At 51.9% G+C, this 15,406-nt stretch carries 13 protein-coding genes; 11 read left to right on the top strand and 2 right to left on the bottom strand.

Translation table 11 applies throughout. The features are described from left to right. The first annotated feature begins 91 nt into the window (after positions 1 to 91). The 6 genes from lon (at position 92) to BZG82_RS01830 (ending at position 7,503) form a co-directional block, all read left to right on the top strand. Positions 92 to 2,464, top strand: a complete 2,373-nt coding sequence (gene lon, locus BZG82_RS01855; RefSeq protein WP_069590556.1) for an endopeptidase La — start codon at positions 92 to 94, stop codon at positions 2,462 to 2,464. 188 nt (positions 2,465 to 2,652) lie between these two features. Beyond that, on the top strand, positions 2,653 to 2,925 hold the full coding sequence (hupB, locus tag BZG82_RS01850) for a nucleoid-associated protein HU-beta (protein WP_069590554.1): 273 nt from the start codon (positions 2,653 to 2,655) through the stop codon (positions 2,923 to 2,925). 168 nt (positions 2,926 to 3,093) lie between these two features. Then, positions 3,094 to 4,974, top strand: coding sequence for a peptidylprolyl isomerase (ppiD, locus tag BZG82_RS01845; RefSeq protein WP_077765035.1), 1,881 nt, complete (start codon positions 3,094 to 3,096; stop codon positions 4,972 to 4,974). 170 nt (positions 4,975 to 5,144) lie between these two features. Then, positions 5,145 to 5,447 carry a ComEA family DNA-binding protein gene (locus tag BZG82_RS01840; RefSeq protein WP_077480685.1) on the top strand — a complete coding sequence of 101 codons (303 nt, stop codon included), beginning with the start codon at positions 5,145 to 5,147 and terminating at the stop codon, positions 5,445 to 5,447. A 108-nt stretch (positions 5,448 to 5,555) separates the two neighbouring features. Next, positions 5,556 to 6,158 (top strand): 5'-deoxynucleotidase, encoded by a 603-nt coding sequence (gene yfbR, locus BZG82_RS01835; protein ID WP_069590549.1) that lies wholly within the window; start codon positions 5,556 to 5,558, stop codon positions 6,156 to 6,158. Then, positions 6,148 to 7,503 carry an anti-phage deoxyguanosine triphosphatase gene (locus tag BZG82_RS01830; protein ID WP_077765034.1) on the top strand — a complete coding sequence of 452 codons (1,356 nt, stop codon included), beginning with the start codon at positions 6,148 to 6,150 and terminating at the stop codon, positions 7,501 to 7,503. Before yfbR ends, BZG82_RS01830 begins: the two co-directional genes overlap by 11 nt. Here the strand turns inward: BZG82_RS01830 and BZG82_RS01825 are convergent. Further along, on the bottom strand, positions 7,500 to 8,123 hold the full coding sequence (locus BZG82_RS01825) for a tRNA-uridine aminocarboxypropyltransferase (RefSeq protein WP_077765033.1): 624 nt from the start codon (positions 8,121 to 8,123) through the stop codon (positions 7,500 to 7,502). The genes BZG82_RS01830 and BZG82_RS01825 overlap by 4 nt on opposite strands. A 65-nt stretch (positions 8,124 to 8,188) precedes the next feature. Further along, on the bottom strand, positions 8,189 to 9,421 hold the full coding sequence (locus tag BZG82_RS01820; RefSeq protein ID WP_069590543.1) for a pyridoxal phosphate-dependent aminotransferase: 1,233 nt from the start codon (positions 9,419 to 9,421) through the stop codon (positions 8,189 to 8,191). Between the two features lie 268 nt (positions 9,422 to 9,689). On the opposite strand from BZG82_RS01820, the gene BZG82_RS01815 reads away from it, so the two are divergent. The 5 genes from BZG82_RS01815 to menC are packed head-to-tail and all read left to right on the top strand — an operon-like array spanning position 9,690 to position 15,390. Beyond that, on the top strand, positions 9,690 to 10,991 hold the full coding sequence (locus tag BZG82_RS01815) for an isochorismate synthase (protein WP_158011458.1): 1,302 nt from the start codon (positions 9,690 to 9,692) through the stop codon (positions 10,989 to 10,991). After that, complete coding sequence (gene menD, locus BZG82_RS01810; RefSeq protein WP_077677919.1) at positions 10,988 to 12,712, top strand: 2-succinyl-5-enolpyruvyl-6-hydroxy-3-cyclohexene-1-carboxylic-acid synthase; 1,725 nt, start codon at positions 10,988 to 10,990, stop codon at positions 12,710 to 12,712. Before BZG82_RS01815 ends, menD begins: the two co-directional genes overlap by 4 nt. Next, positions 12,705 to 13,514 (top strand): 2-succinyl-6-hydroxy-2,4-cyclohexadiene-1-carboxylate synthase, encoded by an 810-nt coding sequence (gene menH, locus BZG82_RS01805; protein WP_077677918.1) that lies wholly within the window; start codon positions 12,705 to 12,707, stop codon positions 13,512 to 13,514. Before menD ends, menH begins: the two co-directional genes overlap by 8 nt. Before the next feature lie 12 nt (positions 13,515 to 13,526). Next, positions 13,527 to 14,393, top strand: a complete 867-nt coding sequence (gene menB, locus BZG82_RS01800; protein ID WP_069590537.1) for a 1,4-dihydroxy-2-naphthoyl-CoA synthase — start codon at positions 13,527 to 13,529, stop codon at positions 14,391 to 14,393. A gap of 7 nt (positions 14,394 to 14,400) precedes the next feature. Next, complete coding sequence (menC, locus tag BZG82_RS01795; RefSeq protein WP_108742941.1) at positions 14,401 to 15,390, top strand: o-succinylbenzoate synthase; 990 nt, start codon at positions 14,401 to 14,403, stop codon at positions 15,388 to 15,390. Positions 15,391 to 15,406: the final 16 nt, after the last annotated feature.

The following is a 15,406-nucleotide window of genomic DNA, read 5'->3' as shown; positions in this document are numbered from 1 at the left end:
TCCCTTTTTTATTTTCTGGCGGTGGAGCCGTTGAAACCTGTCCAACAGTCCCCATATACTCTTAATCAGATTGAACGGAAGAGAGAAGCATATGAACTTGGAGCGTTCCGAGCGCATTGAAATTCCGGTGCTGCCACTTCGGGATGTGGTGGTTTATCCTCACATGGTGATACCACTCTTTGTGGGAAGGGAAAAATCGATCCGCTGTTTAGAAGCGGCGATGGACAATGACAAACAAATTCTGTTGGTGGCGCAAAAAGATGCCGCCACCGATGACCCGAGCATCTCTGACTTGTACACCGTTGGTACGGTGGCGACGATCCTTCAGCTTCTTAAACTTCCGGATGGTACGGTTAAGGTGCTGGTTGAGGGGATGCAACGTGCACGTATTGACCAGTTTAGCGAAGACGACTTCTTTACGGCGGAAGCCGAGTATCTTACCACGCCAGCTATGGATGAGCGTGAGCAAGAGGTATTGGTTCGCACTGCGATTAGCCAATTTGAAGGCTTTATCAAGCTGAATAAGAAGATCCCGCCGGAAGTGTTAACGTCATTAAATGGGATTGAAGAAGCTGCTCGCCTAGCTGACACCATCGCGGCTCACATGCCGTTAAAACTGCAAGATAAGCAAAAAGTTCTCGAAATTATCGACATCGCTGAGCGCCTTGAATACTTGATGACCATGATGGAGTCAGAAATTGACTTGCTGCAGGTCGAAAAGCGTATTCGTGGCCGCGTGAAAAAGCAGATGGAGAAAAGCCAGCGCGAGTACTACCTCAATGAGCAGATGAAAGCCATCCAAAAAGAGTTGGGTGAGCTGGATGATGCTCCCGATGAGTTTGAAGCGCTGAAGCAGAAAATCGAAGAATCTAAAATGCCGCAAGAAGCTCGAGAAAAAACCGAGCAAGAATTGCAGAAGCTGAAGATGATGTCGCCAATGTCGGCAGAAGCGACCGTTGTGCGCAGCTACATCGATTGGATGATCAGTGTGCCTTGGACCAAGCGTTCTAAGGTTAAAAAAGACCTCGCCAAAGCTGAAGAAGTACTCAATGCTGATCATTATGGCTTGGAGCGTGTTAAAGACCGTATCCTTGAGTACCTCGCAGTGCAAAACCGAATGAACAAGCTCAAGGGCCCCATCTTGTGCTTGGTTGGTCCTCCGGGGGTAGGTAAAACCTCTCTGGGACAGTCGATTGCACGCGCCACTGGGCGTAAATATACCCGTATGGCGTTGGGTGGAGTGCGTGATGAAGCGGAAATCCGTGGCCACCGCCGCACCTACATAGGGTCGCTGCCGGGTAAATTAATCCAGAAAATGGCGAAAGTGGGTGTTCGCAACCCGCTGTTCTTGCTAGATGAAATCGACAAGATGTCATCGGATATGCGTGGCGATCCGTCTTCGGCATTGCTTGAAGTTCTCGATCCTGAGCAAAACAACGCCTTTAACGACCATTATCTGGAAGTGGATTACGACTTGTCAGACACCATGTTCGTGGCAACGTCGAACTCCATGAATATTCCTGGCCCGTTATTGGATCGGATGGAAGTTATTCGTTTGTCTGGCTACACCGAAGACGAAAAACTGAATATTGCTAAACGTCACTTGATTGACAAGCAAGTGAAGCGCAATGGCTTGAAGCCTCACGAGATCACCATCGAAGATTCTGCCATTATCGGCATTATTCGTTACTACACGCGCGAAGCGGGCGTGCGTAACCTCGAGCGTGAAATCTCAAAGCTGTGCCGTAAAACCGTGAAAGAGATCTTGTTGGATAAAGATCTTAAAGCGGTCACAGTCACCGCGGATAACCTAAAAGATTACTTGGGTGTGCGCCGCTTTGACTACGGTAAAGCCGATGAGCAAAACCGAATTGGTCAGGTGACAGGACTTGCGTGGACAGAAGTGGGCGGTGACCTACTGACCATCGAGACTGAATCGATGCCGGGTAAAGGCAAACTCACCCACACAGGTTCGTTGGGTGATGTGATGCAAGAGTCTGTGCAGGCAGCCATGACTGTGGTGCGTAGCCGTGCAGATAAGTTGGGCATTAATAGCGACTTTTACGAAAAACGTGATATTCACGTGCACGTTCCTGAAGGGGCAACGCCTAAAGACGGCCCGAGTGCAGGTATCGCTATGTGTACGGCGCTGGTGTCGAGCTTAACCGGTAACCCAGTTCGTTCTGACGTCGCAATGACGGGTGAGATTACTCTACGCGGTGAAGTACTGCCTATCGGCGGCTTAAAAGAGAAACTGCTGGCGGCACGTCGTGGTGGCATCAAAACCGTGGTGATCCCAAAAGAGAATGAACGGGATCTTGAGGACATTCCTGACAATGTGAAAGAAGAAATCGACATTCATCCCGTGCGTTGGATTGATGAGGTTTTGACCATTGCGTTGGAAAATAATCCACTCGGTATTGAGCTAGTTAAGCCCGAAAAGAGTGACATGCAGCAAAATTAAGCAACGTAAAACGCTGACAGACCGCAAAAGGCTTGTCAGCGTTTTTTTTGCTAGCTAACGTTAAGTCGAAGCCTTGGCCCGCATGGGGTGGGCAAGGAAGCTTTCAACGTCTTTCGTCGATAAAGCGTCTTTTATTGATACCGCAAAATAATGGGATTTGCGGGGAAGTATTGTAAGGGGATGAAAAAGTGAATAAGTCGCAACTGATTGATCAAATCGCAGAGGGTGCCGATATTTCTAAAGCGTCGGCGGGCCGTGCATTGGATGCCTTCGTAGAAGCGGTTTCTGATACGCTGAAGTCGGGTGACCAAGTCGCTCTGGTAGGCTTTGGTACCTTCTCTGTACGCGAGCGTGCAGCGCGTACTGGCCGTAACCCGCAAACCGGTGCAGAGATTCAAATTGCTGCCGCCAAAGTACCTGGCTTCAAAGCAGGTAAAGCACTGAAAGACGCCGTGAACTAATCACAGCGTGAGCCATTGCCGAATTATTCAAGTTTGACTGGGTGTTAGAGCTGCAAAGCCAATAACAACCGCGTATAATCCGGCAAGAAGAGCGTAAAGGCGCATCATTCGATGCGCCTTTTTAGTTGATAAACCACCAGCCCAAATCAGTTGGAGTACCGGCCAGTTATGATGGAACGTATACGCGAAGGCACCAACAGCCTTGCGGTGAAGATCATTTTAAGCCTTATTATCTTTTCCTTTGCTTTTGCCGGGGTCGGCAGCTATCTGGCAGGGGGTTCCAACCCGCCCGCGGCAACGGTAGGCGATAAAGAAATTAGTCGTGCACAGCTTGAGCGTGCATACCAAAACGAACGCGCGCGCATGCAGCAGCAAGCCGGTGAGCTGTTCAATCAACTTCTGGGTGATCCTGAGTATGTGAAGCGTTTTCGTCAAAACATTCTCGACCGGATGGTTGACGATCTCCTGCTTGAACATGAAGCCAGTGAGCTCGGGTTACGTGTCAGTGACGCGCAAGTCAAAGATGCCATTCGTGCGATGCCACAATTCCGTCAAGGCGGACAATTCAACAATGAGCGTTATCAAGCCGCATTGCGCCAGACTGGGTTAAGCGCGGATGAGTTTGCCAACTACGTACGTACTGACTTAGTCCGTCAGCAGCTGCTTACGGCGTTGCAAGCCTCTGAATTTGTGCTGCCAAGTGAACTGGAAAGTCTTTACCGTCTAGAAGCGCAAAGCCGTGAAGTGCGTACTATCACGCTGCCGGTGGATGCATTTGCTGCCAAGGTGTCTTTGTCAGACGAGGAGCTTGAAGCTTACTATCAAGCCAATCAAGACGACTATGTGCAACCTCGCATGGTAAAAGTGGCGTATGTGGAGTTAACCGGTGAAGGGCTGGCTGACGATATCCAAGTCACTGACGAAGACATTGCCGCTTACTATCAAGAAAACCAATCGCAGTATGGTTCTCAAGAGCGTCGCAAAGTCAGTCATATTCTTATTGAAGGGGCTGGTGACGACGCCAAAGCTCGTGCTGAGGCAGCACTTGAGCGCTTGAACCAAGGCGAAGACTTTAGTGAACTGGCACAGCAAGTCTCTGATGATACTTACAGTGCCGAACAAGGCGGATCACTGGATTGGATTGAGCCCGGTGTGATGGATCCTGCGTTTGAAAAAGCGGCGTATGCGCTAGCCAACAAGGGTGACTATAGCCAAGTGGTGAAATCAGACTTTGGCTATCACATCATTCGTCTAGATGACATTGATGCTGCGGATATCACGCCACTGAGCGAGGTGAAAGACGATATTCGCGTTGCGCTGCAGCAAGAGCGCGCGGCGGATCGTTTCTATGCTCAATCAACAAAGCTTGCCGAAGTCGCGTTTGAAGATGCCAATGGTCTTGAGCCAGCTGCTGCTGCAATCAATGGTAAGGTACAAATCACTGACTTCTTTGCCCCAGAGCAAGCGCAAGGGGTAATGGCACGCCCAGAAGTGCAACAAGCGCTGGACAGCTATGACGTACGTGAAAATGGCCTGAACTCGGAACTGATCGAGCTTTCGGGTGAGCATGCCATTGTGGTCCGCTTGGATGATGTCAAACCAGAGAAACAACTGAGCTTTGACGAAGTGAAGGATCAGGTGGCACAGACCTTGGCTGCACAAAAAGGCCAGCAGCAAGCCCAAGAGCAAGCAGATGCTTTGCTGACACAGCTTGAAGCCAATGGTGCTCTGACTGATAGTGAATATACATTCAGCGAGCCACAAACCTTAAACCGTGTTGCTCAACAACGTGCGATTTCTGAACTGGCCTTTACCTTACCTAAGCCGGAAGCGGATACCTCGAGCTACGGGGTGACTACGGATGAGCAAGGTAATGTGGTGGTTGTGGCTCTGGATAAAGTGATTGAGCCAGAGGTGCCTGAAATTAGCCCGCAAAGCCAAATGGCAGCCCGTGTTGCCCGTGCGATGAGCAATATGTCTTTATCAGCAACCTTGGAAGAGCTACGCAACCAAGTGGATGTCAGTTACGCGGACTCAGACAGCCAATAAGCAGATAACGGCACACCGCGAGAGTTAGATGTCTCTCGCAGCAAAGTGTGTGAAACAACAAAAACGGCGTAGGACTTTTGTCCTGCGTCGTTTTTCTTTTTTTGAGCGCATGCAAGGCGTGTAGGAGTGGCGTAGGTTGAGAGCGACAATTCACCAGAAGAGGACACCAGATGAAACAGCTACTCACTTGCCTAATGTTTGCTCTCTCTTTGGTCTTGGCGCCCACAGCGTGGAGCGCGGATGAGAGCGCGACCCCAGCGGCAGCTCAAGCGCAGACCATTCAGGTCAATATCAACACCGCGGATGCAAAAACTCTCGCCGAAAAGTTAGAGGGCGTGGGGCCATCAAAAGCCGCCGCGATCATCGAATATCGCGATGATCATGGCGCTTTTCGCGCACCGGATGATTTGATTAAGGTTAAAGGGATTGGGAGCGCGACGCTAAAGAAAAACCGGGATCGAATCAAAGTCTAAGTGACCCTTACGCGCAAAGGTTTTGCACAACCTTTGCGCGAATAGGGCTTGAGTCTTTGCCTGCCAAGACACACAATGACTCCATAACCGTCAATGTAGCAGGATGCGATGACTCAAAAACAAAGCCACTTTTTTGCCCACCTCGCKCGTATGAAGCTGATTTATCGTTGGCCGTTAATGCGCAATGTTTCCGCAGAAAATATCTCAGAGCACAGTTTGCAAGTTGCTTTTGTGGCGCATGCACTCGCGCTTATCAATAACAAGCGGTTTGGCGGCCATTATCAGCCTGATCGGATCGCGGTGTTAGCCATGTTTCATGACTGCAGTGAAGTGATTACTGGTGATTTGCCAACGCCGGTGAAGTACTTCAATCCTTCTATTGCGACCGAATATAAAAAGATCGAGAAAATGGCGGAGCAAAAACTGATTGCGATGCTACCGCCGGAACTACAAGACGATTACCGTAGCTTGATTGATTCAGACACGATCGATGCAGATGATTATTTGCTGGTCAAGCAAGCCGACACGCTATGTGCCTACCTCAAATGTTTGGAAGAGATTGCGGCTGGCAATCATGAGTTTGAGCAGGCCAAAAAGCGCTTAGAGACGGCGATGGAAAAGCGCCGTTCGCCGGCGACCGATTACTTTATGGCGACGTTTGTTCATAGCTTTACCTTATCGCTCGATGAGATCAGTGACGATGGACTTTAATCTTCCTGACGCATGGCAAGCGCGTCGCATGAGCAATGAAAATAAAAAGCGACGCAATGATAAACGCTCCGTCTATCAGCGCGATAGAGCGCGCATTTTACACTCGGCGGCCTTTCGCCGCCTACAAGCGAAAACGCAGGTGTTGGGGGCTGAACACAGTGACTTTTATCGCACCCGACTCACGCATTCATTGGAAGTGTCCCAAATTGGTACTGGGATTGTCGCGCAACTGAAAGAAAAGCAGCCGACCTTTCGAGCGCTGTTGCCTTCAACCGGACTGATGGAAAGTTTGTGTCTAGCGCATGATATTGGTCATCCGCCCTATGGCCACGGCGGCGAGATCGCACTGAATTACATGATGCGTGAAGAGGGTGGGTTTGAAGGCAATGCCCAAACGTTCCGTATTGTCACCTTGCTAGAGCCTTATACTCAGCATCACGGTATGAACTTAGCGCGACGAACCTTATTGGGAGTGATGAAGTATCCTGCCTTAATCAGCGCTGCCCATAATGGACAATCACCCACGCCGGTGATGGACTTTCGGCACTTGAAGGCGCGAGATTGGCAACCAGCTAAGGGCATTTATGATCATGATAGTGCGCGGCGCGATTGGGTCCTCGAACCATTATGTGACGCGGATAAAGCCCTCTTTTTAACCTTTCGTGATAACCAACCTGATGGCGAACACCGCAAAACCCGCTTTAAATCTTTAGATTGCTCCATTATGGAGCTGGCGGACGACATCGCTTATGGCGTTCATGATCTTGAAGATGCGATAGTGATGGGCTTAGTGAACCGAGAACAGTGGCAAGAAGCGGTTGCCAGTGTGCTCGCCGAGTGTGGCGATCCATGGTTAGAAAGCCATATTGGGGAGCTGAGTGAGCAGATGTTTGGCCCTCCTTATGAGCGCAAAGATGCGATTGGCGCGCTGGTGAATACCTTGCTCACGTCGGTTGAGATTGCGCCCACCGTGCAAGACGGGGCACAGTGCTTTCAATCACCGTTACTGGCGTGGAATGCGTTCTTGCCGGATGTGATGGCAGGTGTACTGGAGACACTGAAACGCTTTGTCAGTGAGTTTGTGGTTAAACAGCCAGAGCTTCAGGTGGTGGAGTACAAAGGGCAACAATTGGTGATGGAGCTTTTTGATGCGTTTGCCTCGGACCCGGAACGTCTCCTGCCCAAAGATTACCGGCAAGATTGGCTGATAGCGCAACAGGCGGGTGAGTCAGGAATGCGCGTCATTGCGGATTATTTGTCGTCGATGACCGACAGTTTTGCCCAAAAGCTGCATAGCACCATGTTTACCGCCGCCAGCAATGGTCCGCTTTATGCGATTCGCTAGTCGTCCTGCTGGCCGGATTGAGTGTGTGATGCTGGCATAAATGCCAGTTGGCGCGCGATCATGGCCTCAAAGCTTGCGAGCAATGGCTGATAATACTCACTGTCACCACTGAGTTCGCTAAGTGCGGCAAATCCTGCCTCTAGGGTAGACAAGGCGCCCGGCTTGCGGCTTTTACGTATCCTGTATTGGCTTGATGGCAGGGTGTTGATGGTAGCGGTGGGTAAATCATGCAGGTTGGTTGAAAGCTGATACATCTTGTAGGCTTTTTTCCATGTCCCGTCGAGTAAGATGATCCCCCATGGCCGCTGCTTGTCTTCCTCGCCCAATGACTCGGTCAGTGATGAAAGTGAGCAAGCGTGCTCGCCCGGATATAAGACGGCATAGCGTCGCTCCGATTGCGCGAGTGCATCGTTAAGCGCGGCATGTTGGCTGAAGTCCTCGCCCACCCAACACTGGCAATTATCCAGCGCAAGCGCGAGCAAACAAGCGCTGTTCTTAGGGTGTGAGACCTCATCAGGATGCTGCAGAATAATCACGGGAATGGCATTGGTCAGCGGTGTGACGGCATCGCACACACAAATCGCTTTGGCTTTATGACAAGACGCGCAGTATCGAGACATGATGATCGCTGGTTGAGAACGGAATCAAACAGCGTTTTACCGCTGCTTGATGAAAAACGCAAGTATCACGTAGCCACAGTCGTGACCTGGCTGTAGCCCGAGAGGAAGCGTTCAAAGCGGCTAATAGCCATTTCTAAGTCATCCACGCGAGGCAAGGTGACAATCCGAAAATGATCCGGTTTGGGCCAGTTAAAGCCGGTGCCTTGTACCATCAAGACTTTTTCTTGCAATAAAAAGTCGAGCATCATCTTTTCGTCATTGTGAATGTTGTAGCGCTTGGTATCGATCTTCGGGAACAGATAGAGCGCTCCTTTAGGCTTTTTGCAGCTTACTCCAGGTATTTGATTGATCAGCTCGTATGCCTTATCGCGCTGTTCTAATAAACGGCCACCGGGAAGAATTAACTCGTTAATACTTTGATAACCGCCCAATGCCGTTTGGATGGCATGCTGCATCGGCACATTGGCGCAAAGGCGCATCGAAGCCAGCATTTCTAAGCCTTCAATGTAGCCCCGAGCGTGCTGTTTGGGGCCAGTGACCAGCATCCAGCCAGAACGAAAGCCACAGACTCGATAGGCCTTAGACAAGCCATTAAAGGTCAAACACAACACATCAGGGGCCAAAGTGGCGATAGAATGATGCTGTGCGCCGTCGTAAAGGATCTTGTCGTAGATTTCGTCGGCAAAAATAATCAGATTGTGCTGGCGGGCTATCTCAACCACCTGCAGCAAAAAGTCGCGACTGTATACCGCCCCGGTTGGATTGTTCGGGTTAATGAGCACGATGCCGCGTGTTTTGGCAGAGATCTTCGCCTTGATATCATCAAGATCTGGATACCAGTCCGATTCTTCATCACACAAGTAGTGTACCGGCTTGCCGCCCGACAATGACACCGCCGCGGTCCACAGCGGATAATCCGGTGACGGCACCAACAACTCATCGCCGTTATTGAGCAAGGCCTGCATTGCCATCACGATAAGCTCTGAGGCGCCATTACCCAGATACACGTCTTCAACATCTAAGTCCATCAAGCCGCGTTTTTGATAGTGCTGAACCACCGCCTTACGCGCGGAATAAAGGCCTTTTGAATCGCAGTAACCTTGTGAGGTCGGAAGGTTACGGATTACATCGACCAAAATCTCATCTGGCGCATCAAAGCCAAAAGGCGCAGGGTTGCCGATATTGAGTTTTAAAATGCGGTGGCCTTCTTCTTCAAGCCGTTTGGCTTCTTTCATCACTGGGCCACGGATGTCGTAACAGACGTCATCCAGCTTGGCGGACATCCCGATGTGTTGCATTGACTTTCCTGTTTAGTAAAAGGTGAATATTGTTATTAGGCTTTTTTGGTAACTTACACTATTCGCGGTCTGATTCGAAAGAGATAAACGAATAAAGTTTTACCGATGGCTGTCGGGCAAAAAAATCGACCAAGTTCGACAGAAGACTGATCTAGCGCATGTTTATCCCCGCAGGGGACAGGTAGACTGACAAGCATTAATTACGTGCTACATAAAGCCGTACATGATTTGCGAATAGGACTGCCGCCCAATGCGGTTGGAGGATGTCGTGACTACCTTGATTCAAGCGGCCAATCAGTTACAGAGCCAGTTGGCAATATGCCAAGCTCCCGCTCTGTTACAAGCAGATTTTGACTGGCCGAGTAATCTTTCCCCGATTGCTTGGCTGGATGCCCAACCTGTCTTCCCTAAAATGTATTGGCAGTCGCGCGATGGCCGCGAAGAGGCATTGGTGTTAGGGGCGTGCCGCCGTTTTTCTCAGCTACATGAAGCGCAAGCTTCACTCACGCCACAGCAGCGAATTTGGGGATGTGTGGCGTTCGATGATGGTGCTGGGGATGGTGACTTTTTCCTGCCGGTCGTCGAGTTGATCCGCCGTGATGCGCATTGGCAGCTCTCTGTTAATGTGCAGGCGGGTGTGGATAGCCAAGCGATATTGAGCCAAGTGATCTGGTTGGGGCGGCCATTGGCCCCCATGCAGAGTCAAGTCAAACACGAAAACCATACCCCGACGTATCAGGGGTGGTGTCAATCGGTGACCACCGCGTTGGAGAAGATGGCATCGACATCGCTTAAAAAAGTGGTTTTAGCGCGACAAACACGGTTGACGTTGGATGCTCCCATTAGCGCCGGCCAGTTACTCAGTCACAGCCAGCAGCATAATGCAGAAAGCTTCCACTTTTTATTTGCGACTAGCGAGCAAGATGCATTTCTTGGCTCGACGCCCGAACGCTTGTATCGGCGCCGCGATTGTCGTGTCAGTACCGAAGCGGTCGCGGGAACCGTCAAGCGTGGCGCGACCTTCAGCGATGATCACCAATTAGGTGAGTGGTTGCTACATGACAATAAAAATATTCACGAAAACCAATTAGTGGTTGACGATATCTTGGCGGGAATACGCCGTCATGCACTCACAGTAACTGCCGATCCTGCTCCGCACTTAATGGTATTGCGTCATTTACAACATTTGCGCCGCCGCATCAGTGCGATTGTCGGGCCCGGCGTAGACGATACGGTATTGTTAAGCGCCCTTCAGCCTACCGCCGCTGTCGCGGGGTTGCCGCGTGATTTAGCGCGCGCATTTCTTGCTCAATATGGCATTGTTCGCGGACGCTACAGTGGAGCGGTGGGGTATATCTCACAGCGTGAAAGCCAGTTTTGCGTTGCTATTCGCAGTGCGCAGCTTTCAGGCCATACCATTGATCTCTATGCAGGGGCAGGCATTGTGCCAGGCTCAGATCCGGATACCGAATGGCAGGAGCTAGATAATAAACTCACGACCTTGCGCCAATGTTTACCGGATGCTCCAGTGCCCCTCTCAGCCGAAAGAATGACAGGAGTGTGCGGATGACGCTGGCGCTCACCCACACATGGGCTGAAGTGATTATTGACGAGCTTACGCGACTGGGCGTGCAGCACATATGTATTGCGCCGGGTTCTCGCTCTACACCGCTCACGCTCGCTGCTGTAAAGCAAAGCCAGCATCCGCGACGCGGTGTCACTTTGCACAGTCACTTTGACGAGCGCGGATTAGGCTACTTAGCGCTAGGTCTGGCAAAAGCGCATGCGTGTCCGGTTGCGGTGGTTGTCACCTCTGGCACCGCGGTGGCGAATCTTCTCCCTGCGGTGGCGGAAAGCCGCTTAACCGGCGAACCTTTGGTGATCTTATCGGCCGACCGACCTTTTGAATTGGTTGACTGTGGTGCCAATCAAGCCATTGAGCAACCCCGCTTGTTTTCTTCCCATGTCACGCAAACGCTCTCGCTCCCAGCCCCTGAGACCGCCATGCCCTTGTCAGCACTCCTGAGCAAGGTTGATCATCTGATGGCTCAGCAGGCCCAGCATGGTGGCAGTGTGCATATCAACTGCCCGTTTCGAGAACCTTTCTATGGCGAGCGTGACCCCGCGAGTGAGCAATCATTGCGGGCCGGATTAGGACATTGGCTTACTGATGACAAGCCGTATGTGAGCATGATGCCAACCAGATCGCAGTGGCAGATGCCTGCCTCTTGGCAACATCTCGCGTCGCAAGCCAGCAAGGTGGTATTGATTGCTGGTGCGCTGCCGCCCAACGTAGGCGCGCAGGTGGGGCGGTTGGCAAGCGTCCTCGATGCGGTGGTGCTGGCCGACCCACAATCCGGCGTCAAAAGTACGGCGCCGGGGCATGATTTGTGGCTCAACGCGCCTAGCACTCGCGCGCTATTGGATGAGGCGGAGTGGGTTATTCAACTCGGTGGCCGTTTGGTGTCCAAACGGTTAGGGCAGTGGCTGGCCAACATAGAAGTGCCGTACTGGCTGATCACCGATCGGGAACAAGCGCTCGATCCTGCTCATCGGCCCAGTGAATACATACGGTTTATGCCCCAGCAATGGGGTGAAGGCCTAGATACGTTATCGGATGCGCTCACTCAGGTGCAACGGCCTGTAAGCGACTGGGCGCAGGCGGTGACTACAGCGGCACAGATACAACGGCAACACGTGTACGCAAAGGTGGAAGACAGCCTATCCGAACATCGTCTTTTTCAGTCTCTGCCTAAGTGGCTGCCCTCAGAGTGTGATGTGTTTTTAGGCAATAGTTTGACGATTCGCTTAGCCGATATTTGGAGTGAGCTGGTTGATTATCGCGTATACGCCAATCGAGGGGCGTCGGGTATTGATGGCTTACTCGCAAGTGCAGCGGGCGTGCAGCGAATGAACCAGCACCCGATGCTGGTGGTGTTGGGAGACACCAGCGCTTTGTATGATTTAAACAGCTTGGCGCTGTGGCGTGATGCACCAGCCCCCGCGGTTATTTTGATCCTTAATAACGACGGCGGTGGGATTTTCGATATGTTACCGGTTGAGCCATCTTTGCGAGATGCTTACTACCGCATGCCGCATGGTTTGGGCTTTGAACCGGCAGCAACCATGTTTGGCTTGCCTTACCACCAGCCCAAAGACGTAGTGAGTTTGAGCGAAACCTTGCAAGGGGCGTTACAGTCACCCGGCGCAGAGGTCATCGAAGTCAATACGCCTGCAGGCGAGGCAGGGAGTGTTCTGAACCGTTTATTGGCGGAGGTAGCGCATGGCTAGTCGGCTAACCTTTCGCCAAGGCGGAGATCCCAATGGGCCGCGGGTGGTGTTCTTACATGGCTTATTGGGTAGCGGCGACGATTGGCAAGCCGTAACTGCTGCGCTCTCCCATTGTCACTGGTTATGTCTTGATTTACCCGGACACGGTGAGAGCTGGACACAGCAATGTCAGCATTTTGACGATGCGTGTGACGCCATTTTGACAACCTGTGAGCAGGTATGGGGGCAGGAGCCAGCGCTATTAGTCGGTTACTCCCTCGGTGCGCGTTTAGCGATGCATTGCGCTACTTATGCACCCACTCGCTGGTCTGGCGTGTTGTTAGAAGGCGGTCATCCGGGACTTGCCGATAACGAGGCCCGTCAGCAGCGACTCGAACATGATAAGCAATGGGCCACACGCTTTCGTCATCAGCCGTTAGACGTGGTGCTAGACGATTGGTATCGCCAGCCTGTCTTTCAATCTCTTAATGAATCGGCCCGCTGCGCGATGGTTCAACGGCGCTTATCGAATCACGGTTCGGCCGTAGCGGATACCTTATTGGCCACGTCGCTTGGCCATCAAGCCGACTTACGCAGTGCGCTTAAACACTGTTTTCAACACGGGCTCGTCATTGACTACCTTTGTGGTGAGCACGATAAAAAATTCCATGCACTTGCCAAACACTTGCATCAAACCATTGGGATTGGGGTCACGGTGATCCCTGAGGCGGGTCACAACTGTCACCAATCAAATCCACAAGGCTTTGTACACGCATTACTCGCAAGTGCAGCTTTTCAGGGCGTTGCCCCAACCAACCTATAAAGGGGAGATCCTATGGCTATTACGCCGGGTATAACCGAACAAGAACTGTATGCACCCATTGAGTGGGTAGAGGCTGATCAGACATTCAGCGACATTCTTTACCATAAATCGGCAGACGGTATTGCGCGTATTACGATTAATCGTCCCCAAGTTCGCAATGCCTTTCGTCCCCAAACGGTCAAAGAGATGATGCAAGCGCTTGCTGATGCCCGTTACGACAGTGATGTAGGAGTGATCATCCTGACCGGTTTAGGCGAAAAAGCCTTTTGTTCAGGAGGCGATCAATCCATCCGTGGTGACTACGGCGGCTATCAAGACGACGAAGGCACTCATCATCTTAATGTGCTGGACTTTCAGCGTCAGATCCGTACCTGTCCAAAGCCAGTGATTGCTGCCGTGGCCGGTTATGCTGTAGGCGGAGGTCACGTGCTACATATGATGTGTGATCTGACCATCGCGGCCGATAATGCCCAATTCGGCCAAACTGGGCCTAAAGTGGGGAGCTTTGATGGTGGCTGGGGCGCCTCGTACATGGCCCGCATTGTGGGTCAAAAGAAAGCGCGTGAAATTTGGTTTCTATGTCGGTTCTATAACGCGCAAGAAGCGTTAGATATGGGACTAGTAAACACTGTGGTGCCACTGGCCGACTTGGAGCGAGAAACGGTGCGCTGGTGTCGTGAAGTGCTGCAGCACAGCCCGATGGCACTGCGCTGCCTAAAAGCCGCGTTGAATGCTGACTGTGACGGACAAGCTGGGTTGCAGGAGTTAGCAGGGAACGCAACCATGATGTTCTATATGACTGAAGAAGGGCAAGAAGGGCGCAATGCGTTCAACGAGAAGCGCCGTCCGGCGTTCAATCGTTTCCCACGCAATCCATGAGGTGAGTATGAGGCAGGCACGGATCTACCACTATAGGTTACCGATCCAGTCGGGCGTATTTGTGCGCGACCAGCGACTGGCTGAGCGGGAAGGGTTAGTGGTTGAGCTGAGCGAAGGCGCACGTCGCGGCTGGGGCGAAGTGGCGCCTCTGCCGGGGTTTAGCCAAGAGAGCTTTGCACAAGCACGCCATGCGTTGATTGCCGCCACCGCGGCATGGTGTGATCACCGCCATGTGGCGATGACGCAACTACCGCCCTCAGTCGCGTGGGGAGTGAGTGTGGCGCAAGCGGAGTTGGACCAAAAGCTACCGACAGAGGCGACGTTTGCGACTGTGCCTGTCTGTACGGGCGATCCTGATGCGCTCTTACAAGCCTTGAGTGGACCCAGTCAAACGCTATCACCGCAAGCCAAGGTAAAAGTAGGCGAATATGAGGTGGCGCGCGATCGGTTGATGGTCACGACCTTACTGGAGGCGGTTCCGACATTAACCTTACGGCTGGATGCCAATCGGCGTTGGCGCCCAGAGCAGCTAAGCCAGTTTTGGCAAGGTTTGAGTGAGGCACATCAACAGCGGATTAGCTGGATTGAAGAGCCCTGTGCCGACCCCTTGCAATCACTGCGCTGTGCGCAACAGTTGGGCTTTCCTCTCGCTTGGGATGAGACATTGCGCGATCACGATGACAGTGAATTGATTGAAAGTGAATACGTTTCGGTGTGGGTGCTCAAACCCACCTTGATGGGCGATCTTGCGTCATTAACAAGCTGGATTGATAGCGCGAAAACGCTTGGCAAGCAGGCTGTGATCAGTGCTGCGTTAGAATCAAGCCTTGGGCTCACGCAGTTATCACGCTATGCCACCTGGTTAACGCCAGATGTGGTTCCTGGGCTTGATACCCTGAGTATCTTTGCTCATCAACTTGATCGTACGTGGCCGGGTGCCCCGCAGCCATTAGCGCCTCTACATGACCAGCCCCTTATCTGGGTGAATACATTGTGACGGCCTCGGCGTTCGG

The organism is Salinivibrio sp. PR5, from assembly GCF_001996085.1.
In the GTDB taxonomy this organism is placed as follows: Bacteria; Pseudomonadota; Gammaproteobacteria; order Enterobacterales; family Vibrionaceae; genus Salinivibrio; species Salinivibrio proteolyticus.
The sequence above is the reverse complement of the archived record's forward strand: the minus strand, read 5'-3'. Positions and strand labels throughout refer to the sequence as shown.

Bases quoted from the DNA above. Each gene is read 5' to 3' on its own strand.
- ppiD (WP_077765035.1), top strand. From the start codon at position 3,094: ATGATGGAACGTATACGCGAAGGCACCAACAGCCTTGCGGTGAAGATC.
- menH (WP_077677918.1), top strand. From the start codon at position 12,705: ATGGCTAGTCGGCTAACCTTTCGCCAAGGCGGAGATCCCAATGGGCCG.
- BZG82_RS01830 (WP_077765034.1), top strand. From the start codon at position 6,148: ATGGACTTTAATCTTCCTGACGCATGGCAAGCGCGTCGCATGAGCAAT.
- menD (WP_077677919.1), top strand. From the start codon at position 10,988: ATGACGCTGGCGCTCACCCACACATGGGCTGAAGTGATTATTGACGAG.
- BZG82_RS01820 (WP_069590543.1), bottom strand. From the start codon at position 9,421: ATGCAACACATCGGGATGTCCGCCAAGCTGGATGACGTCTGTTACGAC.
- BZG82_RS01840 (WP_077480685.1), top strand. From the start codon at position 5,145: ATGAAACAGCTACTCACTTGCCTAATGTTTGCTCTCTCTTTGGTCTTG.
- menB (WP_069590537.1), top strand. From the start codon at position 13,527: ATGGCTATTACGCCGGGTATAACCGAACAAGAACTGTATGCACCCATT.
- lon (WP_069590556.1), top strand. From the start codon at position 92: ATGAACTTGGAGCGTTCCGAGCGCATTGAAATTCCGGTGCTGCCACTT.
- menC (WP_108742941.1), top strand. From the start codon at position 14,401: ATGAGGCAGGCACGGATCTACCACTATAGGTTACCGATCCAGTCGGGC.
- BZG82_RS01825 (WP_077765033.1), bottom strand. From the start codon at position 8,123: ATGTCTCGATACTGCGCGTCTTGTCATAAAGCCAAAGCGATTTGTGTG.